The organism is Bradyrhizobium sp. USDA 4510, assembly GCF_054059095.1.
Genome location: NZ_JBSSBT010000001.1, coordinates 3,621,156 through 3,644,992, shown reverse-complemented (window position 1 = coordinate 3,644,992; position 23,837 = coordinate 3,621,156). Strand labels below are relative to the sequence as shown.

Here is a 23,837-nt window from a genome sequence, read left to right as displayed (position 1 = left end):
CGGGACAACTCATTTCGGGCCCGGCGGCGTAATTTTTCGGGACGGTCAGAACTGCAATCCCAATGCTCGGACCAGACGCATTCGGACGCCAACGGCTCGTTGCTCTCCCTGTCGCAGTCATCACGTTCGGCGTCGCTTGCGTCGAGCCTGCCTGCGGTTCTCCGGACCGGTCGGAGGCGCGTGTATTCCGGCATGAGCCTTGCTCTTTAGGTGGCGCAGGAAATTTCAGTGTCCCGGTTCAGGAACAAGCTGTCGCCGGATGTGTCTTTTGGAGACGAGCAGCTGGATTCATTGGGAGGTATCGTTGAGATACGCAGCGCCCCTACAGTCAAGGTTTGTCGTTCGGAGAGGAAGCACCGACTGGATGGTTTATGATCGAGAGCTCAAGGGACCAGCGCAGTTGAAGAAAGACGGCCACTTCGCCGAGAAGCTGACGAAGGAACAGGCCGAACACATAAAGCAGGCCTTGACGGACGCCCTTGAGCCCGAGCCGTAGGCAGAGCTGGATCGAATACCCCGATCGGTGGCGACACAAACCGCGAACAGATGACATCTGTGTTACCTCGTAAGGTATATGAACAGAGTTGGGCAAAGCGAACGAGGCGCGGCGAAATGGCGGCGCATCGGTGGAGCAATTAGGCCCTTGCGAAATTCAGCTTTGGCCACGGGACGTTCTGAGCGGGCCACGTCGCCGTTGGAAGGGAACGATCGGGGAACAGCTCAAGGCACAACGAAAACCGCCCCCCTCACAAAGTTTACCCCCGCGCCGAGGGGGAGCGCGACGCATGACGGCGCAAGCGCGCCGTTCAGCGCACAATTCGGAGCGAACATTCGGAACGCTGCTGGAGTTCGGCCGTCAAGATAACGGCAGTTCGCCCTGACCGCCTGTCCAGTCGATGATATCGAGCTGCATCCCTCGCTTCAGCATCTCGGCCTCGAGGCTGCCGGCATGCCGTTTCCACTCGGGCGTCGCGCGGACGCGGAATTTTGGCTCTTCGCCGGCTGCCTCGAATTCGTCGTCGGCTCTGAGCGCACCGCGGACGGCTTCGTACATCATCTTCAGGCTGGCGTCGGTGAAGGCGCCGTAGTCCATCGGTCGTCTCCCTTGACACTGTGGGACGCAAAAGGCCGCCACGTAGTCACTCGTGGCGGCCTTCTGCTAGCGGCCCATCCAGATGGCCTGAAACGACGTTGCGTGAGTCGGGTTAATGAAACGTTGTTCGTGCGGCGCGCACTCAGATAGCGATGCGGTCGAAGTCGATGGCTATCCTGCTGTTCGGGAAAGTCCTCGTCGCCTCCGCCAGAATGTCCTCGTCCGGATAGCGGCCGGAGATGTGCGTGAGGACGAGCTGCTTGACCCCGCTCCGCGCTGCGAGCGCGGCGGCTTCGCTGGCCGTCAAATGCCCGTAGTCGCGCGCGATGGCCGCGTCGCGCTCGAGAAACGTCGCTTCGATCACCAGCACGTCGGCGTCCCTGACGTGTTCAGCCAGCCCCTCGGTTGTTTCAGCATCACCGACAATGACGAGCTTCTTTCGCCCCTGGGCCGGGCCAAGCACCTGCTCCGGATCGATGGTGCGACCATCGTCCAGCTTCGCCTGCCGCCCCTCCGCCAGCTCCCGGCGAACCGGCCCATCAGGCACGCGCAGCGCCAGAAGCCGGTCCGGGAGGAGATGCCGGCGTATCGCGCTCTGAAAGGTGAAGGCGAAGCTGTCCGTATCCCGGTGGCGGACGGGAAAGCAATCGACGGTGAATTCGCCGGCGTCGAGGACTCGCCCCTCGCTTAACGGCACCAGATCAAGCGGGATCGGCGCTCTGCCCTCGCCCCACAGGCCTGCCAGCATCCGGACGACGACATCGAGCGTGCCTGGCCCGGCATGAATCGTCATCGCATCCGAACTTTGCCGCAACCGGAGGGTCGAAAACAGCCCGGGGATGCCGAGCACATGATCGAAATGCCCGTGGGTCAGCAGCAGGTGATCAAGCCGTCGAAAGCCGGCGCCGCTCCGCAGCAGCTGGCGCTGCGTTCCCTCGCCGCAATCGACCAGAATACGACTGCCGGCTGCCTCGACGAGAATGCCCGGGTGATTGCGCTCGGGAGACGGCACGCTTGCCGACGTTCCCAGAAAAGTCAGCGAGAACATCGCAGCACCTCGCCTTCCGACTGCCGACGGCGCCACGCCGCCGAGATCGCGCAATCTGATGGCAGCGTCGCCCGATGTGTTCAAGCATCTCGATGCCGACGACGGTGGACCGAAAGGTCCTGAAGCCGGCGGCTTTAGGCGCAGACCGCATCCGCGCCATCGGGATCGGTCGTCGTGACCGGCGCCCTCGTCACGCCCTCAACCGGTCACAGCCTCAAGCATCGAAACAGCTGCGCGAGCGCGGTGTTGGCGGATTGCGCGCGCCGTTCGACGATTTCGGCCGCGGCGGCGTAGTTGCGCGCCAGGATCTGGAGCGCGCGGCGGGCATCCGGCAGCGTGGATTGCTCCGCCATCTCCAGGCACTGATGCTCGAAATATCTGAGCTCCTCAAGTTCGGTCATTCGCGAATCGTCCGATCGGGTCCTTACATTTTCGAACTCAGTGCGCCAGCGCCCTAGTGAAAGTTTGGCAAGTTTGTTGCGGGGGACGCGCAATCTGGTCGGAGTGTTTCTGGACGCATGATTTGATGACCACCGCTCCGTGACCGATGCGAGGGTGAGCCGCGCGGATCGACAAGCGCGTGCAATCGTCTCACAATGCGGCGGGCTCGCTTGGCGAGCCTCGGAACACACGCGGTTGGTGCGGTATCGAATTGGCTTTGTTGGACCGATGAGGAAACGCGATTGGGCTTTCGTGGCGGCCTGTGTGGCAGGCGCGCTGCTGTTCGGCGTCTGGAGTTTCCAGATGGGTATCGCGTATCATCGATCCCAGCACGGCGCGACCGACCTCTCCAGTTCGCACCGGCGGAGCCAGGACGGCGCGTCCGCGCACAGCCCGGCCCGGCCGAAGGCGGATGATGGCGATCAGGCCGGGCAGCCGCGATAGACGCCACGATCGCGTTCGTCACCGCCACATCGCGTCGGACTAGGCCCAAGCCAGGCCTGCCATGCCGGCGGCGCCATCGTCATCTGTCTTCGCATGCGTGAGCCGCCTGCGGCGCGTGCTGTCCTTGGCGCGACGGTGACGAACGCCAAACCTGTGCAGCGCCATCGGCACATGCTGCATCACGCCGCGGACGAGACCGATAGCCTGTCTGACGACCGCCACAACCGTCGCAACCCGGGTAAAGAAGCCGATCAGGAAGATCATCGAGAAAATGTCGATATAGGCCAGCACATCGCCGACCAGCATCAGCTCGGGAGGAAGCGGAATCCGGTGCCAATAGGCGCCGATCACGATCGCAACCGGGATCAGCGCGATCAGCTTCCGCAACGTCAGCCGATCGAGCAAGGCGGCGAGCTCAACGACCAGGATCTGCCACAGCCAATCGCCAAGCGCGGCCGGCTTGTCGATCGTCCAAGTTTGCCACAAACGCTGCCACATCGCCGCTCCGCCTCCCCTTGCGCGCAATACCGGCGCGCTACGGCTTCGACGACGCCTCGCTGCCGCTGCCCTCGTCTGCGGCGCCCTGCGCATCAGCCGGGTCGGCCGATGGAAAGATGCGCTCATAATTCGCACGCGCCTCGCGGATCAGACGCGCACGCTCGCGTTCGGACTTCGAGATGAACCTGATGATCTCGCCCATATTCGCTCCAAGGCAGAAAAAATGATCCGACCGTCAGCTATGCAACCATCGTGCCCGACGGTCGCTTGGCCCGACCTCCTTGCACCGCTCAGCGGAACGCCCGCGGCGCCAACCGCTGCTGGCTGAAGGCAACGCGCGGATTGATGCCGCAATAGGCGTCGCGGCCCGACGCGGATGCCTGGCACTGCTGATAGGTCTGGTAGCCGCAATAGCCGGGATATCCCTCCTGCCGGCCCTGGATGCACCAGGGATACTCGTAGGGATCGGCCGCCGCAGGCGACGCGGAACCGACAATCCAGCTCGTTCCGAGCGCCGCGAACGCCAGAATTGCCCAATTCGTCCTGCGCATGATCGTGTTTCCTTGCTCAATCCGGCTCCCAGCCGCTGATCTAGGTACGGCGGCAGGATCTGCGAGGTTTCCGGGCACCGCCTCAAGAAGCTGTGACGATGGCTCAAAGCCCGGTCGCGCCACGGTGAGGACCGGCTGACCGGTCATCGGCCCCCGCGGCCTCCAGACCCGCTGCCCGCCGGGCCATCCCAGCGCATGTAGTTAACCGGCGCCTAATCGCAGATGCCCGGTTGAAATGTACGACTTAAGCGCGCCGCAAGGCGGCTGCCCTAGTCTCCCGCGCGGCTCAATGGACGACGACACCCGGAGAGGGCTCGTCGCACGGGGGATAATCATGCGCAGCACGCTCATTGCTTCAATGATCCTGTCACTTGCGGCCGGAGCGGCCGTTGCCGGACCACGAATGTCGGGGGCGTCCGAGGCGGCACCAAGCAGCGTCGAGAAATATCGCGGCTACGTCTTCGATCTCTCCGAGAACGCCGACCGCAAGGACGTCACCAGCATCGCCGACATGGTCCGCCGCCAGCTCGACGTCGTGGAAACCGCGGGCTTCAGCCCGAAGGTGTTGCAGTTCTTCCATCGCGTGCCGATCGTTGCGAGCGAGATGGCGTGTCTCGACGAAGGCGCGGCAGCGGCCTGCTATGGCTTGACGCCGCCGGAATGGGACCGCGGCACGACCCGCGACGTCACCATCTGGGATCACGACAAGCAGCAATGGACCAATTCGGATCCGCTCGCGCTTGCGCTCGATTCCGGCATCGGCATCATCAGGATGCGTCCGAACATGATGCGTTACGCGAAGGACCCGGTGCTGCTGCACGAATTCCTTCACGCCTATCACGCGCGGCTGATGCCGAACGGCTTTGAGAACAAGGGCATCAAGGGCTTCCTCAGCCAGGCCAAATCGAAGGAGCTGTTCGCCAAGGAGGCCTATGCGCTGAAGAACCAGCAGGAGTTCTTCGCGGTGACGGCGAGCATCTTCCTGGCCGGCAAGGATTCCGAGCACGAACCCTATACGCGCGCCACGCTGAAGGAGAAGATGCCGGACTACTACAAGTTCCTCGTCGGCCTGTTCGGCGCCGATCCCGATGAAACCGGCGTCACGCCGGTCGCATCGGCCAACTGAGCCCGGTATCCCACAAAAAAACGAGGCCCGGTGTGCCTAGGAGACCGGGCCTCGTTTCTGATGTCCCCCGCCTCGTGGCGGATCAGGTCTTGTCGTTACGCGACCTTGTCCGCGCGATCCATCCCGGATGATTACGGGGTCGGGCGCGCGCCGGCCTCACTTGCTGTAGCTGTAGAACCCCTGCCCGGTCTTGCGGCCGAGATGGCCGGCGTCGACCATCTCCCTCAGCAGCGGCGCCGGCCGGTACTTGGGGTCGTTGAAGCCGGTGTAGAACACCTCCATCACCGACAGCATCGTGTCGAGCCCGATCAGATCGGCGAGCGCGAGCGGGCCGATCGGATGGTTGCAGCCGAGCTTCATGCCGGCATCGATCTCCTCGGCGGTGGCAATGCCTTCCTGCAGCGCGAAGATCGCCTCGTTGATCATCGGGCACAGGATGCGGTTCACCGCAAAGCCGGGGCTGTTCTTCGCCGTGATCGCCACCTTGCCGACTCGCTTGGCGAACGCTTCGGCCTTGGCGACGGTGTCGTCCGAGGTCTGCAGGCCCCGGATCAATTCGAGCAGCGCCATCACCGGCACCGGATTGAAGAAATGCATCCCGATGAAGCGGTCGGGACGATCGGTCGAGGCTGCAAGGCGGGTGATCGAGATCGACGAGGTGTTGGTTGCGACCAGTGCGCTCGGCTTCAGCCCCGCACAGAGATCCTTCAGGATCTTGACCTTCAGCTCCTCGTTCTCAGTCGCGGCTTCGATCACCAGATCGCAGGCGGCGAGCTTGGCCTTGTCGGTGGTCGCATTGATGCGCCCGAGCGTCGCGTCGCGATCGGCCGCGGTCATCTTCTCCTTGGCGACCAGCCGATCGAGACTGCTCCCGACCGTCTTCAGGCCGCGCTGGACCGCCGCGTCGGAGATATCCACCATGGTCACGCCGAGGCCTGCCGCCGCGCAGATCTGCGCGATGCCGTTGCCCATGGTCCCGGCGCCGATAATGCCAACCGTCTCAATCATTGCGTTCGTCCCTCGTCGCTTGCGTGGCCGCGCGGCCGCATCGTCAAAAACGGCGGACCGGAGGGGTCCGCGGATGGCGCATGAATAGCAGTCCGGCCGCACGGCCGATACAGCGGAGGCTGGTATTCCGGTGAGGTCTATTCGGGGCGCGGCGGGACAGGCCGCCGTGGCGGAACAGCGGGCCGCGGCGGCGATAGGGTGCGCGGCGGTTCGGCCGCGCGCGACGGTTCGAGCACGCGGTTAAATCGGACGATCCACCAGGCCAGCCGCCCGTAGCTGCGGCGCAGCGCCGATCCAAATCCCTCGTCGATGTCCTGGTCACGATCCATACCCCTATCAATAACGTGCATCCTTGAAGGAACGGTGAGCGCCATCACGTGCCGCGCCGGCAATCGTTAGGAAGCTGGCAACTATTTCGCGCAAGCCTCGGTTGACGGCGTGGGCGCCGTAATCTCCCGGATTGCGTGCGAGAGACATTGCGCCGCAGCATCGCCATGCCGGTGCGACTCGCATTTTGTTGATCGAATTTTCCGCGGCGCGCCGCGACACAAGGACATTAGACGACGAGGGCTACGCCCATGCTTGCTGAAAAATTCTTTTTGGTGCTCGAGACATTGCTCAACGGCCAGACCCATTCCGACGGAAGCCCCCGCGTGGTGAGCACCGCGCCCCACATCCCGGTCGAGCTTCCGCGCGAAGGCCAGCCGAAACGCAGCCCCCGCTAGGCCGCTTGCTGGCGGCAGGTGGTCGCCAAGGCCGATCTGGAGTCGCCGCGGCCACGTTGCTGCGGAATGCTGATCGCGACGTTTGCCTCCGCCAGTTGGCCCGTCGTGACGCACGAAGCCATTTGGCCGGAGCGGCTCCTCCGCTCGTGATCCAGCTCATACTACACCGCTCCCGCAACGACGTGGTGCCGCCGTGGACGATAAGACCGACAGCAAGACCGATTTCGGAAGCATCGCCGTCGCAATCTGCGTCGCCGCCTACATCGCGATCATGCTGGCTTATCTCGCCCAATACGATCTCGGCCTGACCGCCGCGCAGACGCGCCATCTCTCGATGCTCGCGGCGCTGTCCCTCGCGCTGCCGGTCGCGCTGGATTTGCTGCGCACCGGGCCCGGCGACGCTCGCTGACGCGGGCACGAACAAGCCTGCCGCCTCCGATCTGCCCTGCCGCAAACGCGCCCGCGCAACATAGCGCTAGGTGAAGCGACGCGAATCAGCGTTACTTTGCAACTGATCGCTTCGTGGGATTTGGCGGCATGACCCAGCCCGACGTGTTTGATCAGAAGGTTCTGGATCAGAACATTCGCGAACTGCAGGAATGGCTGCGCAAGGCCTGGCAGCAACTCGCGGACCCCTCGCTCACCGCCTTCTCCCGCCGCGAATTGCGCAACCAGATGAAGCAATGCAACGCCGATTTGCGCGTGCAACTGCAAGCCGCCTCCAAACGAATGCTGATGCAGCCCGCCTCATCGGGCAGGAGGTTCGCCAAGCCGCCGCTGCGGATCCTCGCCTAGGCATGATGCCAGCGCGCCAAAATGCCGCGATCTCCTGCTGCATGCTGGCCATACGCACCCTCTGCTTGTGCAGGGACGTCCGACAAGGCACAGCAAAACCGCTCCGGTATGCCTATATTGGGTCGTGTAGCGGCCAACGCCGCCAATGTTTAGGTACTCCCGTGCTATATCTGGAACTTGCGATCGTGGCGGTCTTGATCGTCGTCAACGGTCTGTTGTCGATGTCGGAGCTCGCGATCGTTTCCTCGCGTCCGGGGCGTCTCGCGGCGCTGGTCGAACGAGGCGTCAGCGGTTCGCGCCGCGCCCTTGCACTGGCCTCCGATCCCGGCAAGTTCCTCTCTACGGTGCAGATCGGCATCACGCTGATCGGCGTGCTGTCGGGCGCCTTCTCGGGCGCAACGCTCGGCCAGCGTTTGACGCAATGGCTGTTTGAGCTCGGCGTGTCCCCAAGTGTCGCCGACGCGGTCGGCGTCGGCCTCGTCGTCGGCGTGATCACCTATGCCTCGCTGATCGTCGGCGAGCTGGTGCCGAAGCAGATCGCATTGCGCGATCCCGAGTCGATCGCGGTCAAGGTCGCTCCGGCCATGACCATGATGGCGCGGCTGTCGCTGCCGCTGGTGTGGCTGCTCGACCGTTCCGGCAAGTTGCTGCTGTGGGTGCTCGGCCATCGCGAGGATGCACAGGACCGCGTCAGCGAGGACGAGATCAAGACGCTGGTGGTGGAGGCCGAGAACGCCGGTGTGCTCGAGCCCGGCGAAAAGGAGATGATCGCCGGCGTGATGCGGCTCGGCGATCTGCCGGTCGGCGCCGTGATGACGCCGCGCCACGAGGTCAGCCTGATCGACCTCGCCGCTCCCGCGGCCGAGATCCTGGCGACGCTGCAAAAGAGCAGTCACTCGCGCTGCGTGGTGTTCGACGGCAACCGCGACCATGCGCTCGGCATCGTGCAGGCCAAGGACGTGCTCGACGTCTACCTCGCGGGCCAGACGCCCGACATCCGCGCGCTGACGCGCGATGCGCCGATCATTCCGGAGACCGTCGACGCCCGCGACGTGGTCGCGATCCTGCGCGACTCCAGAGTGCATATCGGCCTCGTCCACGACGAGTACGGCACCTTCCAGGGCGTCGTCACCAGCGCCGACATCCTCGAGGCCATCGTCGGTGCCTTCCACACCGAGGAAGGACCGGCCGAGCCGGCCTATGTCCGGCGCGCCGACGGCTCCTACCTGATCTCCGGTTGGATGCCGGCGCTGGAATTCAGCGAGCTGCTCGGCATCACGCTGCCATCGCCGCGGCCCTACCAGACCGCGGCCGGCTTCCTGCTGCATGAATTCGGCGCGATCCCCGATGTCGGCGCGAAAACCGCCGCGCAGGGCTGGGAATTCGAGATCGTCGACCTCGACGGCCGGCGCATCGACAAGGTTTTGGCCAGCAAGCAGCCGGCGGCCTGACATTTGCCACCCGGCCGTCCTGTTGATAAGGGGCAAGACAGCGAAACAGGCCGCCGCGGTATGCTATCGGCATAGCGGCGGCCCGAGCAATCCCCGAGTAAACCCCACGGAATAGATCCCGATGCGCATTACCCTTGTCGGTTCCCGCCATTTCGGCGTGACGACCCTGAACATGCTGCGCGAACACCACGTCACGCTGGTCAGGGTGGTCGTCCATGACGGCGAGGACCGGCTGGCGGCAGCGGCCAGGGCGGCCGGCATCGAAGTCGTTGTCCAGGCTGATCCCAAGCTGGTGACGGCCGCCGAGATCGCGCCGGACACCGACCTGATCGTGACCGCCCACAGCCATGCCCGGGTCAGCAGGGAGGCGCTTGCCGCGTCCCGGCTCGGCGGCATCGGATACCACCCGTCGCTGCTGCCGCGCCACCGTGGCATCGCCGCGGTGGAGTGGACCATCAAGGAAGGCGATCCGATCGCCGGCGGCAGCATCTATCACCTCGCCGACCGCATGGACGCCGGCGCGATCGCCGCGCAGGACTGGGTGTTCGTCAAGAAAGGCGAGACCGCCCGCGAGCTCTGGGAGCGCGCGCTGGCGCCGCTCGGTTTGCGTCTGCTCGCCCAGGTCATCGACTATGGCAAGGTCAACGGCTCGCTGCCGGCCAAGGTCCAGGATGAGCAGTTCGCGACCAAGGCGCCGAATCTGAGCCCTGGCAAACACTAACCGAGCCAGAGTACAACAATACCTCGTTCGGAAAAGCCATGCTCGGATTTTCCGTTCCTGATCCGGAACCGAATTCACCATGATGTGTTTGAGTTCACAGGAACATTTGGGGACTCCCGCGACGCAGCAAATTTTGAACACATTGTGACAGGATAAGCCGCGTCATCACACGAAATTACAGGGATTTGATTCATGCGTTCGATCCGCATTCGCGACCTGATTTTGGTCACTTCGGTCGCTTCGGCTGCTGCCCTCACCGCTGCTCCCGTGTCCGCTCAGCAGCCTTATGACGGGCTTTGGAACGTCACCGTCGTCACCAAGACCGGCAGCTGCGAACCGTCGCAGAGCTCGACCGTGACCGTCGCTGAAGGAAAGATCTCGGCACAGGGCGCGGCGATCTCCGGCACCGTCGGCAGCGGGGGACTTGTGCGAGTCTCGATCAATGGTGCATATGCGAACGGACAACTCAGTGGCAACTCCGGATCGGGGAAGTGGAATGGGGCATCAGCTGGCGTACCATGCAGCGGCCGATGGGAAGCATCCCGTCAGTAAGATCACCAGCCTATCAAGTTTCTTTGCCATCGCGCGGCGGCCAGCATTTGCAGCCGCCGCGTTTTTCGTGACCGCACTCGCAAGTACCACGGGCCATGCCCAGTCCGGCCCGTTCGCCGGCATGGCGGGCACCTGGTCGGGCGCCGGCTCGGTCACGCTGGACGACGGCTCCAGCGAGCGCATCCGCTGCCGGGCGACGTATCACGTCGGCGGGCCCCGGATGACCATGAGCCTCACCTGCGCCAGCGACGCTTACAAGTTCAACCTAGCGGCCGATGTGCAGGCCGAAGGCAGCGTGGTCAGCGGCAATTGGAGCGAGTCCAGCCGCAATGTCAGCGGCTCGTTGCAGGGTCGCGGCGGCGGCGGCAACTTCCAGGTCGTTGCCAGCGCTCCCGGCTTCAACGCCGATATCTCGATGCGCACCACCGGCAACAAGCAGGCCGTTACCATCAGGGCTGACAGCCAGTTCCGCGGCGCCAGCATCACGCTGTCGAAGTAATCGATCCGAACTCCAACCTGGAAAGCCCTCGAGTCATCCCCGAGGGCTTTTTGTTTACGCCCCAGCGGTGCTATGCCGCAGGCACGAATGCGGTGACCTCGATCTCGACCTTGGCGCGCTGATCGACCAGCCCGTCGATATAGAGCAAGGTGGACGGCGGGAAATTGCGCCCGAGCGTCTCCTTCCACGCCGCGCCGATACCGGCGCCCGCGGCCTCATATTCGCTGCGGCTGGTCAGGTACCAGGTCAGGCGGACGATGTGCTCGGGGCCAGCACCGGCCTCATTCAACAGCTTGATGATGCGCTTCAACGCGGTGCCGACCTGGGCGGCCATCTCGGGGGCGTAGTCGCCCTTCTCGTCGCCGCCGGTCTGCCCCGCCAGCACGATCCACTTGCCGGGCGCGTCGAACGCGACACCGTGCGAGAAGCCGCGGGGTTTCGACCATTCGGCCGGTTGCAAGACGCGCATGAGCAGATCCTCCTTTTTGGCGTTCGTCATTCCGGGATGGCTCGCAGAGCCAGACCCGGAATCTCGAGATCCCGGGTTCGCCCGTTTCACGTGCGCCCCGGGATGACAGCGTAGTCGATGCTGCTTAGCAGAGATCGCGTGGGTGACGCATCACCGCGCAGACGGAATTGCGCGTTGCAAATTCATGGCAGCTCGCCGATACCGGGCACCCCTCCTCCGCCGTTCCCCGTCATGGATCGCACGCCCTCAAAGACCCGCGCAGCATTGTGGATGTCCGGCTGGCTCGCGCTGATGCTGATCGTGGCGGTGGCCGGCCGCGAGGCGACGCGCGAGGTCAACGTCTTCCAGCTGATGGCCGTGCGCGGCGTGCTCGGCTTCGCGATGCTCTATCCGCTGATCCACATGAATGGCGGGTTTGCGATCGTGAAGACGGCACGGGTGCACGTCCATATCGTGCGCAACCTGATCCATTTCTGCGCGCAGCTCGGCTGGTTCTTTGCGCTGACATTGATCCCGATCGGCCAGGTGGTCGCGATCGAGTTCACGATGCCGATCTGGACCGCGATCCTTGCGGCGAGCTTTCTCGGCGAGCGGATGACGCTGTGGAAGATCGTCGCGATGGTGCTTGGGCTGGTCGGCGTGTTCGTGATCGTGCGGCCGGCGGCCGGCGCGATCAATCCGGGCCAGCTGATCGCGCTCGCCGCGGCGGTCGGCTTCGGCATCTCGGTCGCCGTGGTCAAGTCGCTGACGCGGACCGAGCAGACGCTGACGATCATGTTCTGGATGCTGGTGGTGCAATCGCTCGCGAGCATCGGGCCTGCGGTCTATGTCTGGACCTGGCCGCCGCTCTCGACCTGGGGCTGGCTCGCCGTGATCGCGTTCTGCGGCACGTTCTCGCACTATTGCATGGCACGCGCCCTGCTCCACGCCGACGCCACTGTCGTGATCCCGATGGATTTCGTCCGCGTGCCGCTGACGGCGATCGCCGGCTGGCTGATCTATGCCGAAAGGCTCGATGTCTACACGGTGCTCGGCGCGGCCATGATCCTGGCCGGCAACCTCATGAACCTGAAACCGACCGCAAGGAAGCCGGCGCGCGCGAGGTGACGCTCGCGCCATGCGCGCGCAGCGTCGCCGCGCCCCGCCAGCCAAAGCCCGGGGATCGTCCCAGGCCTCCTGGTTTCGAAAGCGTGTTACTTTCCGGCGGCCTTGCGCAGCGCCGCGTTGATGCGATCCTGCCAGCCGGGGCCGCCCTCCTGGAAATACTCCAGCACGTCCTGATCGATCCGCAGCGTGACCTGCTCACGGACGCCGGGGACAGCGACGGTCTTTGGCACCGCGTCCGCGACCTTGGTGGTGGCGCGCTTGAACGCCGCCTCGGCTTCGCTGCGCGCATCGTTCAGGGTTCGCGGTCGCCTCGGCTGGTCAGCCATATGCTGGATTCCTGTGTCTCAGATTCCTTCAAACAGTACCGTAGAGAGATAGCGCTCCGAGAATGACGGCACAATCGCCAGAATGGTTTTGCCGGCGGCTTCCGGCCGCTTGCCGATCTGCAAGGCGGCAGCGATCGCGGCACCCGACGAGATACCGCCGGGGATGCCTTCGTTGCGCGCCAGCTCGCGCGCGGTCTCGATCGCGGTCGCACTGTTGATCTTGACGATCTCGTCGATCACCGAGCGGTCGAGGATGTCAGGGATGAAGCCCGCGCCGATGCCCTGGATCTTGTGCGGCGTATGCTGGCCACCCGACAGCACCGGGCTCTCTTCCGGCTCCACCGCGACGACACGCAATGATGGCTTGCGCGGCTTCAGCACCTGGCCAACGCCCGTGATGGTGCCGCCGGTGCCAACGCCGGCAACGAAGTAATCGATGTTGCCGCCGGTGTCGTTCCAGATCTCCTCGGCGGTGGTGCGGCGATGGATCTCGGGATTGGCGAGGTTCTTGAATTGCTGCGGCATGACAGCGTTGGGCGTCGTGCGCACCAATTCCTCCGCGGTCGCGATCGAGCCCTTCATGCCCTGCGCGGCCGGGGTCAGCACAATCTCCGCGCCGAGAAAGGCCAGCATCCGCCGCCGCTCGATCGACATCGATTCCGGCATGACGAGCTTGAGCCGATAGCCGCGCGAGGCCGCGACATAGGCAAGCGCAATCCCGGTGTTGCCCGAGGTCGGCTCGATCAGCACGGTGTCGGCGTTGATGATGCCGGCCTTCTCCATCGCCACGATCATCGCCGCGCCGATGCGGTCTTTCACGCTGGCTGCCGGATTGAAGTATTCCAGCTTGGCGAGGATCGTCGCGTTGACGCCAGCCGCCTGCGGCAATCTGCGCAGCCGCACGATCGGCGTAGAGCCGATCGCATCGACGATGGAGTCAAAGACGCGGCCGCGTCCGGGTTGCACTGCACTCGTTGTCGACGGCGCGTCCATCAAGCGGCTCCTGTAGCGGATGTGCTGGGAATATGCGGTCTTGTCTCATTAGAAGCAGCGCACCATGGCACGCAAGTGAGAAACCGCCGCAACGCGAATTCGTTGCATCGCAAAATAGAACCTACGCAAATAACGTAAAACCTACGCATTTGTGTTGCGACAAGGTCAAACAAATGGGTTTATATACTTTCGTCAGGTGCAGCTCAGAACGCAAAGGAGGTCACATGCCAGCTCTCGCTGAAGTTCTGTCGACCACAGCGTCCAGGCCCGATCCGCGCGGCTGCGATTTGCCGACCTGTCCGGTGTGTGCGGACTCCATGGTGGCGGCGGAAGCCTCCGCGTACCTGTTCGACAATTTGATCAGCTATCTCTGGACCTGCGACAACTGCGGTTACGGGTTCGTTACCAAACACGCGGTGAAACCGATCGTGTGCAACTGATCACACAGCTCATCTTGGAGCGATGTCACCGCGCGCCCAACCGGCGCGCGTTTTCGTTCTGAAGTCCTCGAACGTGCCGTTCGCCACCGCATCGCGGATGCCCTGCATCAGCTGCTGGTAGTAGGCGACGTTGATTTCGGACAGCAGCATTGCCCCAAGTGTTTCGCCTGATCGAACCAGGTGATGCAGATAGGCACGCGAATAGCCGCTCGCCGCCGGCCACGGGCTCTCTTCATCGAGCGGGCGCGGATCGTCGACGTGCCGGGCGTTGCGCAAATTGATCTGCCCGAAGCGGGTGAACGCCATGCCGTGGCGTCCGTTCCGTGTCGGCATCACACAGTCGAACATGTCGACGCCGCGCGCTACCGCCTCGAGGATGTCCTCCGGCGTGCCGACGCCCATCAGATAACGCGGCCGATCGACCGGGAGCGCCGGCGCGGTCTCCTCGATCATCGCCAGCATCACCGCCTGCGGCTCGCCGACCGCGAGCCCTCCGATCGCGTAACCGTGAAAGCCGATGTCGGTCAGCCCGCGTGCGCTGGCGTGCCGCAAATCCGGGACGTCGCCGCCCTGTACGATGGCGAACAGCATGTAGCCGTCCGGCGCCGCCTCGAAGGCGCGCTTGGAGCGCTCTGCCCAGCGCAGCGACAGCTGCATCGCGCGCTCGATGTCGGCGCGCTCCGCCGGCAACCGGACGCATTCGTCCATCTGCATGGCGATGTCAGAGCCGAGCAGCCGCTGCACCTCGATCGAGCGCTCCGGCGACAGCTCGACCTTAGTGCCGTCGATATGCGAGCGGAAGGTCACGGCCTTCTCGGTCACCTTGCGCAGCTCCGAAAGCGACATCACCTGGAAGCCGCCGGAATCCGTCAACATCGGGCCGCCCCAGCCGGTGAAGCGCTGCAGGCCGCCAAGCCCGGCAATGCGCTCGGCGCCCGGGCGCAGCATCAGGTGATAGGTGTTGCCGAGCACGATATCGGCGCCCGCATCGCGCACCTCGCGCCAATGCATGCCCTTCATCGCGCCCGCGGTGCCGACCGGCATGAAGGCGGGCGTCCGCACGAGGCCGTGTGGCGTGGTCAGGCGCCCGGTGCGGGCGGCGCCGTCGGTCGCCAGCAGTTCGAAATGATTGGGAAGAGTCATGCGGCTGCTTATTGCGTGTCGCCGGTGCCCGATCAACCCGTCGGATTGCGGCCCTCGCGCGACTTCGTGAACACGGACGACCGGCCGGATGCCGGCCTTGCATCATCAGCCCCGTTAAACAAAACGAAACAGTGTCGTTTTATGACGACAATAGAGCAACCGGCTTCCCGCAGCGACGTCGATCCGCGAACGTGACTGGCAGACATGGTCTTACCCCCTAGCGCCCGGCCCGCCGGCGCCGGCCTTTGGATAACGGCCGCCCGCGCGATCCGGCAAGCGATCCTGCTGTGCGGCCTCGCCTTGGCGCTTTCGGCCTGCAGCTCGCTGCCGCGGATGCCCTACACGGCCGCCGACGCCGCCAATTCGCGGGTGCTCGACCTCGACGGGCTGCGCCGCTATGCCGACGAGCCGGCGTCAAAATTCAAGCTCGAGAAGAGCGACCTCGCCCCGATCAAGACCTACCTCGCCCTCTCCGGCGGCGGCGCCGACGGGGCTTATGGCGTGGGCGTCCTCAACGGCTGGACCGCGGCCGGCAACCGCCCGGCCTTTTCGGTTGTCTCCGGCGTCAGCACCGGCGGACTGATTGCGCCCTTTGCCTTCCTTGGCCCGCGCTACGACGACACGCTGAAGGAGGTCTACACCTCGGGCATCGCGGAAAGCCTGCTGCAGGATCCGAGCCTGATGCGGGTGCTGTTCGGCTCCGGGCTGTTCGGCAACAAGCGGCTGCGCGAACTGGTGGCGCGTTACGTCGGTCAGGACATCCTGAGCGAGGTGGCGCGCGAAAACGCCAAGGGCCGAAAGCTCCTGATCGTCACCACCGATCTCGACACCCAGCGCACGGTGATCTGGGACATGGGGCGAATCGCCGCTGTCGGAACGCCCGAGGCGCTGCAGCTGTTTCGCGACGTGATGGCCGCCTCCGCCAGCATCCCGCTGGTGTTTCCGCCGATCATGATCGACGCCGAAGGCCAGGGCCGCCGGTTCCAGGAGATGCATGTCGACGGCGGCGTGACCGCGCCGGTGCTGACATTGCCGGATGCGCTGCTGTTCCGCGAGCGCGGCTGGCCCCCAACAGCCGCATGAACATCTACATCCTCGTCAACAAGAAGCTCGAGGGCAACTTCGAGCTGGTCTCGAACTCGACGATCGAGGTCGCCTCCCGCAGCATTTCCGCGATCACGCAGGCGCAGACACGCTCCGTGATCCTCTCGACCTATGACTTCGCCCGGCGCAACCGGCTGGGTTTCCATCTGTCCTACATCGAGCGCGGCTATCCGGCGCCGGAAACGCAGGGCTTCGACACCGCCTATATGCGCGCGCTGTACCAGTACGGATACGACAAGGCCGCCGCCGGGCAGGCCTGGACTGCAACGCCCCCTTAAGCGGCCTGCTCCCGGTACCGCGCGAATGGACGAATCCGCACGGCGCGGGTTATAGACCGGACAGACCCGTCCGATGCACAACGAGATGAATGGGCAAATGGGATTGACGGCAACCAAGGCCAAGGTGGCCAAGCGCGGCGTGATCAAGTCACGCGGCGGCCGGCCGACGCGGGACGCTGCGATCGAGCGCGACCAGCGGCTGATCGAGGTCGCCACCCGCCTGTTCCTCGAGCGCGGCTTCGATGCGACGTCGATCGACGCGGTGGCCGAGGCCGCCCGCGTCAGCAAGCCCACCGTCTACGGTCAGTATGGCGACAAGCGCGGCCTGTTCGCCGCGGTGCTCCGCCGCGAGATCGCCCGCTGGCTTGCCCCGCTCGCCGCCGCGGCAGCCGAAGCGCAGGCCGGCGGCAACTGCGACGGTTCGGTCGAGGAACGGCTGACCGAGCTCGGACGCCAGCTATTGGTGCTGAATTGCAGCGCCGACTCCATCGCTTTCAGCCGGATCCTGACCGCGCAGGCAATTAATTTCCCCGAGGTCGCCAAGCTTGCCGTCGACGAGGGCTGGTCGAAAGCGGTGTCCACCACGGCGGATTTCTTCGACCATCTGGTCGATAAAGGCGTTCTCGATCTCGAGGACACCACAATCGCCGCCGAGACATTTCTCAACATGGTGGTCGGCCACACCCACCGGATGGCAACATTCGGAATTCCGATCGACATGAAGACCGCCGAGACCCGGATGGAAGTCTCGATCCGGCTGTTTCTCGCCGGCGCCGTCGGGCCGCAGGACCGGCTTCGCGATGCGGCCAAAGAGGCGATCAAGGAAGCGACGAAGGCGCGCCGCCGCCCGGCCCGCTGACAGTTTTAGGATCGTTGCATCGCCTCACACGTTGTCGTGATGAGCCTTGAAGGAAACAGAACGAAACCGTATTGTTTAGTTGCAATGAGACGCGAAACCCAAGTTCAGCCCCCCAACGGTTTCGTGTCGCCTTGTCACTTCGATCGTCAGGACGGAGCTGCCGCCATCGCTCCGTCTGAACGTTCGGCGGCCGACCTCTGACTAACAAAGGTCGGCCGCACTTTCTCTGCCCGGGCGGCGGTTCGACGCGACGGATGCGACCATGACGACGGGACGATTACACGCACTGCGGCATTGGGTATTCGGCACGCGGCTGCTGGCAACCGCGCTCATTGCCCTGCCCTTCGCGACGCCGGCGCACGCGATCACGAGCTCAACGGCTGCAGCACTTACCCCGCAGGATAACGACACCGCGCTCGATGCGCACACGGTTCGCCGCGAGCTCGACAGCTTCCAGGCGGCCCAGATCTCGCTGCGCAAGGCGATGGCGATTGCGGAGGCGCTGCATTCCGGTTCGATAACCGCCGACATCAGCTTCGACGGCGCGTCGGAGCCTGCGGTCTACCGGGTCAAGACCATGCAGCAGGACCGCATCTGGCGGCACGCCATTGACGCGGCGACCGGCGAAGTGGTGGGTGGCGAGGCCGCCGCGCCGCTGAAGTCGCTCGGCACCGAAGACCGTGACAACCTCGCCGTGCTGAGGGCGCTCCGGCATCGCCTCGCCGACGCCGTGCGGGTGGCCGAGCGCACGACCTCCGGAAAGGCGATCAGCGGTGGCCTGATGCGCGAACGCGGCAAGCTCAATTTCGTTATCGTCGTGCTCGCCGGCAGCGACCTGAAAGAGGTGATCCTCGAACCGCCCGGCGCGCGCAGGCGCTGAGGCCGGCGCGGCACTCGCCAAGTTTTCTCTCGCCAAGTTTTCGCCCAAAAGCCGTTGACGGACGCCGATCTGTCCCGCATAAGTCCGCTCCATGATCACCGCGACCAAACGCACCAGCAAAACCACCAAGCCCTCCGGGGCCTCGGGAGGCGTGCGCGCGTAGTCGGTCGAACCGCATCATCTCTACCCGAAGCCCCGCCTGATGAAGGTCCGGGGCTTTTTTGTTGCCTGAAATACAACTCGAATGGAGGACAATGTGAGTAACGATCCCGTCGTCGCGATTGTCGGCGTCACCGGTGCCGTCGGCGCCGAATTCATCGCCACCATGGACAAGCGCGGCTTCCGCGTCGGCAAGCTGAAGGCGCTGGCGAGCGCCCGCTCGGCCGGCAAGACCATCAGCTTCCGCGGCAAGCCGATCGTGATCGAGGAACTGACCGAGCGCGCCTTCGAGGGCGTCGACATCGCGCTGTTCTCGGCCGGCAGCGGCATCTCCAGGAAGTTCGCGCCGCTTGCGGTGAAGTCCGGCGCCGTCGTGGTCGACAATTCCTCGGCGTTCCGGATGGATCCGAACGTGCCGCTGGTGATCCCCGAGATCAACGCCAACCGCATCCGCGACCACAAGGGCATTATCGCCAACCCGAACTGCGCCGCCATCACCGCGCTGGTGCCGCTGTGGCCGATCCACCAGAAGAACCGCATCAAGCGCGTGATCATCTCGACCTACCAGGCCGCGAGCGGCGCCGGCGCAGCTGCGATGGAGGAGCTCGTCGAGTCCACCCGCGCCAATCTCAACGGACAGGTCTACACCCCGAAGGTGATGCCGCACCCCTACGCCTTCAACCTGTTCAACCACAACACGGCGATCGATCCGGAGACCGGCTACAACGACGAGGAGACCAAGGTCATCAAGGAGACCCACAAGATCTTCGAGGACGAGAAGATCGCGGTCGGCGTTACCTGCGTGCGGGTGCCTGTGCTGCGCGCGCATTGCGAGTCGATCACCTTCGAATGCGAGAAGCCGATCACCGAGGACCAGGTGCGCGCGATGATGGCGCAGGCGCCGGGCGTCAAGGTCGTCGACGATCGCGCCAAGAACTACTTCCCGATGCCGATCGATGCCTCCGGCCAGGACGACGTGCTGGTCGGCCGCATCCGCAAGGATCTCAGCGACCCCAGCGGTCACTCGATCTCGATGTTCGTCGCGGCCGATCAGCTGCTCAAGGGCGCCGCCCTCAACGCGGTGCAGATCGCCGAGCTGCTGCCCGAACGCGCGATGGCGTGAATGCAAGAACCGTCATCCCCGCGCAATGGCGCAGCCATTGTCGCTGGAGGAGCCCGCGCGGCGGGCGTCTCGAAGGATGCATCGGCCCCAGTCGGGCCGTCGCCCTTCGAGGGCCGCTGAAGAAGCGGCCGCCTCAGGGTGACGGTGAAGCAACCGTGCTTGCGGAGCTAGCCTCGCGCGCGAAACAGCAAACACGCATCGCCATACGAATAGAACCGGTAGCCGTCCCTGATCGCATGCGCGTAGGCGCCCTGCATCGTCTCGAGGCCGGAGAAGGCCGAGACCAGCATGAACAGCGTCGAGCGCGGCAGATGGAAGTTGGTCAGCAAAATATCGACCGCGCGGAAGCGGTAGCCCGGCGTGATGAAGATCGAGGTTTCCGCCGCAAACGGCTCGATAGTGCCGTCGGCACTGGCGGCACTTTCCAGCAGGCGCAGCGACGTGGTGCCGATCGCGACGATCCGGCCGCCTTTTGCGCGCGCGGCATTCAAGGCGGAAGCGGTCTCGGCGGTGATGCAGCCCCACTCGGCATGCATCTTGTGCTCCGAGGTCTCCTCGGTCTTCACCGGCAGGAAGGTCCCTGCCCCGACATGCAGCGTCAGGCGGTGCAGCTCGACACCGCGGCTCTTCAGCGCGGCCTCCAAGGCCGGCGTGAAATGCAGCCCCGCCGTGGGCGCTGCGACCGCGCCCTCATTGGCGGCGAACATGGTCTGGTAGTCGCTGACGTCCTTCTCGTCAGGCTTGCGCTTGGAAGCGATGTAGGGTGGCAGCGGCGTGGCGCCGACATCGGCGATCGCCTGGTCGAGCATCGGACCATGGAACGAGAATGACAGCGTCACCTCGCCCTCCTGCCCCTTGGCCTCGACCTCTGCATCGAGATTGCCGAGCAGGCACACCCTGCCCTCATTGCCGAAGCGGATGGTGTCGCCGGGGCTGAGCTTCTTCGCCGGCTTCACCAGCGCCTGCCAGCGTGAGCCGTCGAGCCGCTTGATCAAGGTCGCCTCGATCTTCGGTTCGGTGTCGCGCCCGATGCGGCGGCCCTTGAGTTGCGCCGCGATCACCTTGGTGTCGTTGACGACGATCTGATCACCCGGCTCCAGCCACCGCGGCAGGTCGGCGATCGCGGCGTCGCGCAGCACGCCGCCCGGATGCACCACCAGCATCCGCGCGGCATCGCGCGGGCTCGCGGGGCGAAGCGCGATGCTTTCCGGGGGCAGTTCGAAGTCGAAGAGGTCGGTGCGCATGGCGGTGACTAATACTTCAGCGCCGTCATTCCGGGGCACGCGAAGCGTGAACCCGGAATCTCGAGATTCCGGGTTCGATGCTGCGCATCGCCCCGGAATGACGGAGTGTTTGACTTACGCCGCGTCGGCGGCCATGCGCGCCTTGACGATCTTGTCCGGATCCTTCACCGGCTCGCCGCGCTTGATCTTGTCGACGTTCTCCATGCCCTCGGTGACCTTGCCCCAGACGGTGTACTGGCCGTTGAGGAACGAGGCGTCGTCGAAGCAGATGAAGAACTGGCTGTCGCCGGAATCCGGATTGGCGGCGCGGGCCATCGAGGCGGTGCCGCGGACATGCGGCTCCTTGTTGAATTCGGCCTTCAGCTTCTTGCCGGAGCCGCCCATGCCGGTGCCCTGCGGGCAGCCGGTCTGCGCCATGAAGCCGTCGATCACGCGGTGGAATACGATGCCGTCGTAGAAGCCCTCGCGCACCAGCTCCTTGATCCGCGCGACGTGGCCGGGCGCGAGATCCGGGCGCATCTCGATCGTGACCGGGCCCTGGGTGGTTTCGAGGATCAGAGTATTTTCGGTAGCAGCCATGCTCGCTTCTCCTGGCTTCGGGGTGGATACTTCTTATTCCTGAACGGGATCGCGAATGGGCGGCCGGCGACTGCGCCGCCCAGGCTCTCGGTAAATGGCAACGGCGTGCAGCGTTGCAACGTCTCCATCACCGCGATCCGGTATGCAATCCGGTCGTTGTCGGTCGCCTCCTGCGATTCATAGCTGATCCTGGGATGCCCGAGGATCGCGCCCTCGCGGTTGAAGCTGACAATGACGGTGATGTCGATTGGGCCGGCCTTGTCTGCCGGCGGCGGCCGCCAGCAGCGGTGGATGGCAAGAACAACGTCCTTGATCGTATTGAGTTGCTCCGGCTCGGCCTGCACCGGTGCGGTCAGCGTCAGGCAAACCAGCGGCGCGGCGAACCAGGCGAGTGGTTTGCAGCGCGCCGCCATGCGGATCACTTGATGTCGGATGCGACCTGCACCTTCACCATCTTGTCGGGATCGGTGACGGCTCCACCAGGAGAGCCCGCAGACGCCTTCTTCAGCTTGTCGACCACGTCCATGCCCTGCACCACCTCGCCGATCACGGTGTACTGGCCATTCAGGCTCGGCCCGTCGGCGAACATGATGAAGAACTGCGAATTGGCGCTGTCGACGCTGTCGCCGCGCCGGGCCATGCCGACGATGCCGCGCTTGAACGGGACCTGGGAGAATTCCTGCTTCAGGTTCGGATATTTCGAGCCGCCGGTGCCGTTGAAGTTCTGGCCGTCGCCGGTCTGCGCCATGAAGCCGTCCATTACGCGATGGAACGGCACGTTGTTGTAGAAGCCCTCGCGCGCCAGCTGCTTGATGCGCTCGGCATGCTTGGGCGCGATATCGGTGCGCAGCTTGATGACGATGCGGCCCTTGGTGGTGTCGATCACGATCGCATCGGCCTTGTCGAGATTGGCCGGCAGCGGCTGTGCGACCGCGGGCACGACGCAGAGCAGCGCAGCAACGAATGCAAGAATGCGGATCATGGCAACTCCGGAGCTTTAACGTTGGGGTGTGGCAGGCCGCCGGGATCAGCCGGCGAACTTGGCCTTCAGGCTAGCTGCGACTGATGACGGCACGAATGAAGAGAAGTCGCCGCCCATCTGGGCGATTTGGCGCACCAGTGTGGCGGTGATCGGGCGGACCGCAACCGACGCCGGAACGAACACGGTATGCACCTCGGGCGCCATGGCCTCGTTCATGCCGGCAAGCTGCATCTCGTAATCGAGATCGGTGCCGTCGCGCAGGCCGCGAATCATCAGCGTGGCCTTGGCCGCGCGCGCCGCTGCGACCGTGAGATTGTCATAGGTCGCGCTCTCGAAGGCGCAGCCTGCCTGCTGGGCGATGGGGCCGAACACCTCATGGACCATGGCCAGCCGTTCCTCGGTGGAAAACAGCGGCTTCTTGCCGGGATGGACGCCAATGGCGACGATCAGGCGGTCGCAAAGGAAGACGGCCTGTTTCACCACGTCCAGATGGCCGTTGGTGACGGGATCGAAGGAGCCGGGATAGATCGCGATACGGGACATGGTCCCTCCTAACCCGCCCGGCTCTCCCCGGCAAGCCGCCCGGGTTCCATTGCTCGCTCGGAACAAATTTCCAGTCGTCCAGTGAACGAGTCCTGGGATGCCAGCGTCTACGGGGTGAATGTTTCGTCGGCCGTTGGCGGACGAAACAAAACCGGCCCGCGACGAAACCATTTCCCGCGGTGGCGAAGACACCAGGAAACTTGCGGCCGGTAGACATTGGACAACGAAACGACGGGCCCGGGCGGCCCGATCAACTGGGGACCGTCATGATCAAGGCACTTTCCGCCATCGCTGTTGCCGCGTTCATTGCCGCCGCGCTCACCGTGCTGCCGGGCTTTGCGCCGCAGGTCGAAGCCTCCACCCCGCAGCCGCTGGCCAAGAGCGACCGTCTCGACGTCCACCCGGTCGGCAAGGACTGCTCGCAGCAGGCCTGGCCGAATTTCGAGGCCGCGTGCCTGCGCAGCGCCGGCAACAAGACAGTGGTTCGCGAAGCTCGCCTGGTCACCGCCGACCGTACCCCGTAGCCCGTAGTCGAGCGACGTCCCTCGTCAGCCCGGCGTAAGGTCAGGCCGTCACACAAAACCCAATGGTAATTTGCGACGTCCCGTCGCAGACTATCGTCTAAGGCGCCCGGCCGGATGACCCGGCGCGCGCAA

Annotated in this window: 31 protein-coding genes and 1 pseudogene; 16 read left to right on the top strand and 16 right to left on the bottom strand. The window is 64.7% G+C overall.

Going from position 1 to position 23,837, the window contains the following annotated elements; all coding sequences use genetic code 11:
- Positions 1–364: 364 nt before the first annotated feature.
- A complete protein-coding gene (locus tag ACVMDN_RS16590; protein ID WP_256527598.1) occupies positions 365–496 on the top strand; it encodes a hypothetical protein in 132 nt (43 codons plus the stop codon).
- A gap of 360 nt (positions 497–856) precedes the next feature.
- Here the strand turns inward: ACVMDN_RS16590 and ACVMDN_RS16585 are convergent, their stop codons facing one another.
- The 6 genes from ACVMDN_RS16585 to ACVMDN_RS16560 form a co-directional block, all read right to left on the bottom strand.
- Complete coding sequence (locus ACVMDN_RS16585) at positions 857–1,093, bottom strand: hypothetical protein (RefSeq protein WP_057018484.1); 237 nt, start codon at positions 1,091–1,093, stop codon at positions 857–859.
- 142 nt (positions 1,094–1,235) lie between these two features.
- Complete coding sequence (locus tag ACVMDN_RS16580) at positions 1,236–2,141, bottom strand: ribonuclease Z (protein WP_057018604.1); 906 nt, start codon at positions 2,139–2,141, stop codon at positions 1,236–1,238.
- A 206-nt stretch (positions 2,142–2,347) separates the two neighbouring features.
- Positions 2,348–2,542 (bottom strand): hypothetical protein, encoded by a 195-nt coding sequence (locus tag ACVMDN_RS16575; protein ID WP_016846119.1) that lies wholly within the window; start codon positions 2,540–2,542, stop codon positions 2,348–2,350.
- A 523-nt stretch (positions 2,543–3,065) separates the two neighbouring features.
- The gene (locus ACVMDN_RS16570) at positions 3,066–3,524 is read right to left on the bottom strand and encodes a hypothetical protein (RefSeq protein ID WP_092083366.1); all 459 of its coding nucleotides are present in this window, start codon (positions 3,522–3,524) and stop codon (positions 3,066–3,068) included.
- Positions 3,525–3,561: 37 nt separating this feature from the next.
- Positions 3,562–3,726 (bottom strand): hypothetical protein, encoded by a 165-nt coding sequence (locus ACVMDN_RS16565; protein ID WP_016846117.1) that lies wholly within the window; start codon positions 3,724–3,726, stop codon positions 3,562–3,564.
- An 88-nt stretch (positions 3,727–3,814) separates the two neighbouring features.
- A complete protein-coding gene (locus ACVMDN_RS16560) occupies positions 3,815–4,075 on the bottom strand; it encodes a DUF3551 domain-containing protein (RefSeq protein WP_057018487.1) in 261 nt (86 codons plus the stop codon).
- Between the two features lie 334 nt (positions 4,076–4,409).
- Between ACVMDN_RS16560 and ACVMDN_RS16555 the strand changes: the two genes are divergently transcribed.
- Positions 4,410–5,201 carry a hypothetical protein gene (locus tag ACVMDN_RS16555; RefSeq protein ID WP_200844441.1) on the top strand — a complete coding sequence of 264 codons (792 nt, stop codon included), beginning with the start codon at positions 4,410–4,412 and terminating at the stop codon, positions 5,199–5,201.
- Positions 5,202–5,357: 156 nt separating this feature from the next.
- Here the strand turns inward: ACVMDN_RS16555 and ACVMDN_RS16550 are convergent, their stop codons facing one another.
- A complete protein-coding gene (locus ACVMDN_RS16550; protein WP_141340401.1) occupies positions 5,358–6,209 on the bottom strand; it encodes a 3-hydroxybutyryl-CoA dehydrogenase in 852 nt (283 codons plus the stop codon).
- 578 nt (positions 6,210–6,787) lie between these two features.
- Here ACVMDN_RS16550 and ACVMDN_RS16545 point away from each other — a divergent pair.
- The 7 genes from ACVMDN_RS16545 (at position 6,788) to ACVMDN_RS16515 (ending at position 10,952) form a co-directional block, all read left to right on the top strand.
- On the top strand, positions 6,788–6,934 hold the full coding sequence (locus ACVMDN_RS16545) for a hypothetical protein (protein ID WP_176936926.1): 147 nt from the start codon (positions 6,788–6,790) through the stop codon (positions 6,932–6,934).
- A gap of 193 nt (positions 6,935–7,127) precedes the next feature.
- Positions 7,128–7,343, top strand: coding sequence for a hypothetical protein (locus tag ACVMDN_RS16540; RefSeq protein ID WP_141340403.1), 216 nt, complete (start codon positions 7,128–7,130; stop codon positions 7,341–7,343).
- 128 nt (positions 7,344–7,471) lie between these two features.
- Complete coding sequence (locus ACVMDN_RS16535) at positions 7,472–7,729, top strand: hypothetical protein (RefSeq protein ID WP_141340404.1); 258 nt, start codon at positions 7,472–7,474, stop codon at positions 7,727–7,729.
- A 161-nt stretch (positions 7,730–7,890) separates the two neighbouring features.
- Positions 7,891–9,180 carry a hemolysin family protein gene (locus ACVMDN_RS16530; RefSeq protein WP_141340405.1) on the top strand — a complete coding sequence of 430 codons (1,290 nt, stop codon included), beginning with the start codon at positions 7,891–7,893 and terminating at the stop codon, positions 9,178–9,180.
- A gap of 121 nt (positions 9,181–9,301) precedes the next feature.
- Positions 9,302–9,901: a formyltransferase family protein gene (locus ACVMDN_RS16525; RefSeq protein ID WP_018271570.1), complete on the top strand. Its 600-nt coding sequence runs from the start codon at positions 9,302–9,304 to the stop codon at positions 9,899–9,901.
- 192 nt (positions 9,902–10,093) lie between these two features.
- Positions 10,094–10,453 carry a hypothetical protein gene (locus tag ACVMDN_RS16520; RefSeq protein WP_076828571.1) on the top strand — a complete coding sequence of 120 codons (360 nt, stop codon included), beginning with the start codon at positions 10,094–10,096 and terminating at the stop codon, positions 10,451–10,453.
- Positions 10,398–10,952, top strand: coding sequence for a hypothetical protein (locus tag ACVMDN_RS16515; RefSeq protein ID WP_076828573.1), 555 nt, complete (start codon positions 10,398–10,400; stop codon positions 10,950–10,952). Before ACVMDN_RS16520 ends, ACVMDN_RS16515 begins: the two co-directional genes overlap by 56 nt.
- Before the next feature lie 70 nt (positions 10,953–11,022).
- Here the strand turns inward: ACVMDN_RS16515 and ACVMDN_RS16510 are convergent, their stop codons facing one another.
- Entirely contained in the window at positions 11,023–11,421 is a 399-nt protein-coding gene (locus ACVMDN_RS16510) for a RidA family protein (protein WP_057018605.1), read from the bottom strand.
- A 231-nt stretch (positions 11,422–11,652) separates the two neighbouring features.
- On the opposite strand from ACVMDN_RS16510, the gene ACVMDN_RS16505 reads away from it, so the two are divergent.
- Positions 11,653–12,528 (top strand): DMT family transporter, encoded by an 876-nt coding sequence (locus ACVMDN_RS16505; protein ID WP_141340406.1) that lies wholly within the window; start codon positions 11,653–11,655, stop codon positions 12,526–12,528.
- 86 nt (positions 12,529–12,614) lie between these two features.
- Here the strand turns inward: ACVMDN_RS16505 and ACVMDN_RS16500 are convergent, their stop codons facing one another.
- Together ACVMDN_RS16500 and cysK are read right to left on the bottom strand one after the other, a co-directional pair.
- Positions 12,615–12,854 carry a BrnA antitoxin family protein gene (locus tag ACVMDN_RS16500; protein WP_050400483.1) on the bottom strand — a complete coding sequence of 80 codons (240 nt, stop codon included), beginning with the start codon at positions 12,852–12,854 and terminating at the stop codon, positions 12,615–12,617.
- Between the two features lie 18 nt (positions 12,855–12,872).
- Positions 12,873–13,847 (bottom strand): cysteine synthase A, encoded by a 975-nt coding sequence (gene cysK, locus ACVMDN_RS16495; RefSeq protein ID WP_456814403.1) that lies wholly within the window; start codon positions 13,845–13,847, stop codon positions 12,873–12,875.
- A gap of 224 nt (positions 13,848–14,071) precedes the next feature.
- Here cysK and ACVMDN_RS16490 point away from each other — a divergent pair, with 224 nt between their 5' ends.
- Positions 14,072–14,287: a hypothetical protein gene (locus ACVMDN_RS16490; protein ID WP_028332087.1), complete on the top strand. Its 216-nt coding sequence runs from the start codon at positions 14,072–14,074 to the stop codon at positions 14,285–14,287.
- Positions 14,288–14,296: 9 nt separating this feature from the next.
- On the opposite strand, the gene tgt is transcribed toward ACVMDN_RS16490, so the two are convergent.
- Positions 14,297–15,430 carry a tRNA guanosine(34) transglycosylase Tgt gene (gene tgt, locus ACVMDN_RS16485; protein ID WP_057018496.1) on the bottom strand — a complete coding sequence of 378 codons (1,134 nt, stop codon included), beginning with the start codon at positions 15,428–15,430 and terminating at the stop codon, positions 14,297–14,299.
- A 333-nt stretch (positions 15,431–15,763) separates the two neighbouring features.
- Between tgt and ACVMDN_RS16480 the strand changes: the two are divergent.
- The 4 genes and pseudogenes from ACVMDN_RS16480 to ACVMDN_RS16465 all read left to right on the top strand — a co-directional run bounded on the left by ACVMDN_RS16480 (position 15,764) and on the right by ACVMDN_RS16465 (position 19,833).
- Positions 15,764–16,812, top strand: a pseudogene (locus ACVMDN_RS16480) (patatin-like phospholipase family protein).
- Between the two features lie 97 nt (positions 16,813–16,909).
- A complete protein-coding gene (locus ACVMDN_RS16475; protein ID WP_141340408.1) occupies positions 16,910–17,671 on the top strand; it encodes a TetR/AcrR family transcriptional regulator in 762 nt (253 codons plus the stop codon).
- A gap of 262 nt (positions 17,672–17,933) precedes the next feature.
- Positions 17,934–18,551, top strand: coding sequence for a PepSY domain-containing protein (locus tag ACVMDN_RS16470; RefSeq protein ID WP_076828582.1), 618 nt, complete (start codon positions 17,934–17,936; stop codon positions 18,549–18,551).
- 244 nt (positions 18,552–18,795) lie between these two features.
- Positions 18,796–19,833, top strand: a complete 1,038-nt coding sequence (locus ACVMDN_RS16465) for an aspartate-semialdehyde dehydrogenase (protein ID WP_141340409.1) — start codon at positions 18,796–18,798, stop codon at positions 19,831–19,833.
- 167 nt (positions 19,834–20,000) lie between these two features.
- Here ACVMDN_RS16465 and queA read toward each other — a convergent pair whose 3' ends face one another.
- The 5 genes from queA to coaD form a co-directional block, all read right to left on the bottom strand.
- Positions 20,001–21,077 carry a tRNA preQ1(34) S-adenosylmethionine ribosyltransferase-isomerase QueA gene (queA, locus tag ACVMDN_RS16460; protein ID WP_141340410.1) on the bottom strand — a complete coding sequence of 359 codons (1,077 nt, stop codon included), beginning with the start codon at positions 21,075–21,077 and terminating at the stop codon, positions 20,001–20,003.
- Positions 21,078–21,191: 114 nt separating this feature from the next.
- Positions 21,192–21,656: a peptidylprolyl isomerase gene (locus ACVMDN_RS16455; RefSeq protein WP_016846097.1), complete on the bottom strand. Its 465-nt coding sequence runs from the start codon at positions 21,654–21,656 to the stop codon at positions 21,192–21,194.
- Positions 21,632–22,069, bottom strand: a complete 438-nt coding sequence (locus ACVMDN_RS16450) for a hypothetical protein (RefSeq protein ID WP_057018502.1) — start codon at positions 22,067–22,069, stop codon at positions 21,632–21,634. Before ACVMDN_RS16450 ends, ACVMDN_RS16455 begins: the two co-directional genes overlap by 25 nt.
- 5 nt (positions 22,070–22,074) lie before the next feature.
- Positions 22,075–22,638: a peptidylprolyl isomerase gene (locus ACVMDN_RS16445; RefSeq protein WP_028332096.1), complete on the bottom strand. Its 564-nt coding sequence runs from the start codon at positions 22,636–22,638 to the stop codon at positions 22,075–22,077.
- Positions 22,639–22,683: 45 nt separating this feature from the next.
- Entirely contained in the window at positions 22,684–23,181 is a 498-nt protein-coding gene (gene coaD / locus ACVMDN_RS16440; protein ID WP_057018504.1) for a pantetheine-phosphate adenylyltransferase, read from the bottom strand.
- A gap of 266 nt (positions 23,182–23,447) precedes the next feature.
- Here coaD and ACVMDN_RS16435 point away from each other — a divergent pair, with 266 nt between their 5' ends.
- On the top strand, positions 23,448–23,705 hold the full coding sequence (locus tag ACVMDN_RS16435) for a hypothetical protein (RefSeq protein WP_057018505.1): 258 nt from the start codon (positions 23,448–23,450) through the stop codon (positions 23,703–23,705).
- The last annotated feature ends 132 nt before the right edge of the window (positions 23,706–23,837 follow it).

Excerpts from the sequence above, each read along its gene's own strand:
- ACVMDN_RS16590 (WP_256527598.1), top strand. The coding sequence starts at position 365 with ATGGTTTATGATCGAGAGCTCAAGGGACCAGCGCAGTTGAAGAAAGAC.
- ACVMDN_RS16585 (WP_057018484.1), bottom strand. The coding sequence starts at position 1,093 with ATGGACTACGGCGCCTTCACCGACGCCAGCCTGAAGATGATGTACGAA.
- ACVMDN_RS16580 (WP_057018604.1), bottom strand. The coding sequence starts at position 2,141 with ATGTTCTCGCTGACTTTTCTGGGAACGTCGGCAAGCGTGCCGTCTCCC.
- ACVMDN_RS16575 (WP_016846119.1), bottom strand. The coding sequence starts at position 2,542 with ATGACCGAACTTGAGGAGCTCAGATATTTCGAGCATCAGTGCCTGGAG.
- ACVMDN_RS16570 (WP_092083366.1), bottom strand. The coding sequence starts at position 3,524 with ATGTGGCAGCGTTTGTGGCAAACTTGGACGATCGACAAGCCGGCCGCG.
- ACVMDN_RS16565 (WP_016846117.1), bottom strand. The coding sequence starts at position 3,726 with ATGGGCGAGATCATCAGGTTCATCTCGAAGTCCGAACGCGAGCGTGCG.
- ACVMDN_RS16560 (WP_057018487.1), bottom strand. The coding sequence starts at position 4,075 with ATGCGCAGGACGAATTGGGCAATTCTGGCGTTCGCGGCGCTCGGAACG.
- ACVMDN_RS16555 (WP_200844441.1), top strand. The coding sequence starts at position 4,410 with ATGCGCAGCACGCTCATTGCTTCAATGATCCTGTCACTTGCGGCCGGA.
- ACVMDN_RS16550 (WP_141340401.1), bottom strand. The coding sequence starts at position 6,209 with ATGATTGAGACGGTTGGCATTATCGGCGCCGGGACCATGGGCAACGGC.
- ACVMDN_RS16545 (WP_176936926.1), top strand. The coding sequence starts at position 6,788 with ATGCTTGCTGAAAAATTCTTTTTGGTGCTCGAGACATTGCTCAACGGC.
- ACVMDN_RS16535 (WP_141340404.1), top strand. The coding sequence starts at position 7,472 with ATGACCCAGCCCGACGTGTTTGATCAGAAGGTTCTGGATCAGAACATT.
- ACVMDN_RS16525 (WP_018271570.1), top strand. The coding sequence starts at position 9,302 with ATGCGCATTACCCTTGTCGGTTCCCGCCATTTCGGCGTGACGACCCTG.
- ACVMDN_RS16520 (WP_076828571.1), top strand. The coding sequence starts at position 10,094 with ATGCGTTCGATCCGCATTCGCGACCTGATTTTGGTCACTTCGGTCGCT.
- ACVMDN_RS16515 (WP_076828573.1), top strand. The coding sequence starts at position 10,398 with ATGGGGCATCAGCTGGCGTACCATGCAGCGGCCGATGGGAAGCATCCC.
- ACVMDN_RS16510 (WP_057018605.1), bottom strand. The coding sequence starts at position 11,421 with ATGCGCGTCTTGCAACCGGCCGAATGGTCGAAACCCCGCGGCTTCTCG.
- ACVMDN_RS16505 (WP_141340406.1), top strand. The coding sequence starts at position 11,653 with ATGGATCGCACGCCCTCAAAGACCCGCGCAGCATTGTGGATGTCCGGC.
- ACVMDN_RS16500 (WP_050400483.1), bottom strand. The coding sequence starts at position 12,854 with ATGGCTGACCAGCCGAGGCGACCGCGAACCCTGAACGATGCGCGCAGC.
- cysK (WP_456814403.1), bottom strand. The coding sequence starts at position 13,847 with ATGGACGCGCCGTCGACAACGAGTGCAGTGCAACCCGGACGCGGCCGC.
- ACVMDN_RS16490 (WP_028332087.1), top strand. The coding sequence starts at position 14,072 with ATGCCAGCTCTCGCTGAAGTTCTGTCGACCACAGCGTCCAGGCCCGAT.
- tgt (WP_057018496.1), bottom strand. The coding sequence starts at position 15,430 with ATGACTCTTCCCAATCATTTCGAACTGCTGGCGACCGACGGCGCCGCC.
- ACVMDN_RS16475 (WP_141340408.1), top strand. The coding sequence starts at position 16,910 with ATGGGATTGACGGCAACCAAGGCCAAGGTGGCCAAGCGCGGCGTGATC.
- ACVMDN_RS16470 (WP_076828582.1), top strand. The coding sequence starts at position 17,934 with ATGACGACGGGACGATTACACGCACTGCGGCATTGGGTATTCGGCACG.
- ACVMDN_RS16465 (WP_141340409.1), top strand. The coding sequence starts at position 18,796 with ATGGAGGACAATGTGAGTAACGATCCCGTCGTCGCGATTGTCGGCGTC.
- queA (WP_141340410.1), bottom strand. The coding sequence starts at position 21,077 with ATGCGCACCGACCTCTTCGACTTCGAACTGCCCCCGGAAAGCATCGCG.
- ACVMDN_RS16455 (WP_016846097.1), bottom strand. The coding sequence starts at position 21,656 with ATGGCTGCTACCGAAAATACTCTGATCCTCGAAACCACCCAGGGCCCG.
- ACVMDN_RS16450 (WP_057018502.1), bottom strand. The coding sequence starts at position 22,069 with ATGGCGGCGCGCTGCAAACCACTCGCCTGGTTCGCCGCGCCGCTGGTT.
- ACVMDN_RS16445 (WP_028332096.1), bottom strand. The coding sequence starts at position 22,638 with ATGATCCGCATTCTTGCATTCGTTGCTGCGCTGCTCTGCGTCGTGCCC.
- coaD (WP_057018504.1), bottom strand. The coding sequence starts at position 23,181 with ATGTCCCGTATCGCGATCTATCCCGGCTCCTTCGATCCCGTCACCAAC.
- ACVMDN_RS16435 (WP_057018505.1), top strand. The coding sequence starts at position 23,448 with ATGATCAAGGCACTTTCCGCCATCGCTGTTGCCGCGTTCATTGCCGCC.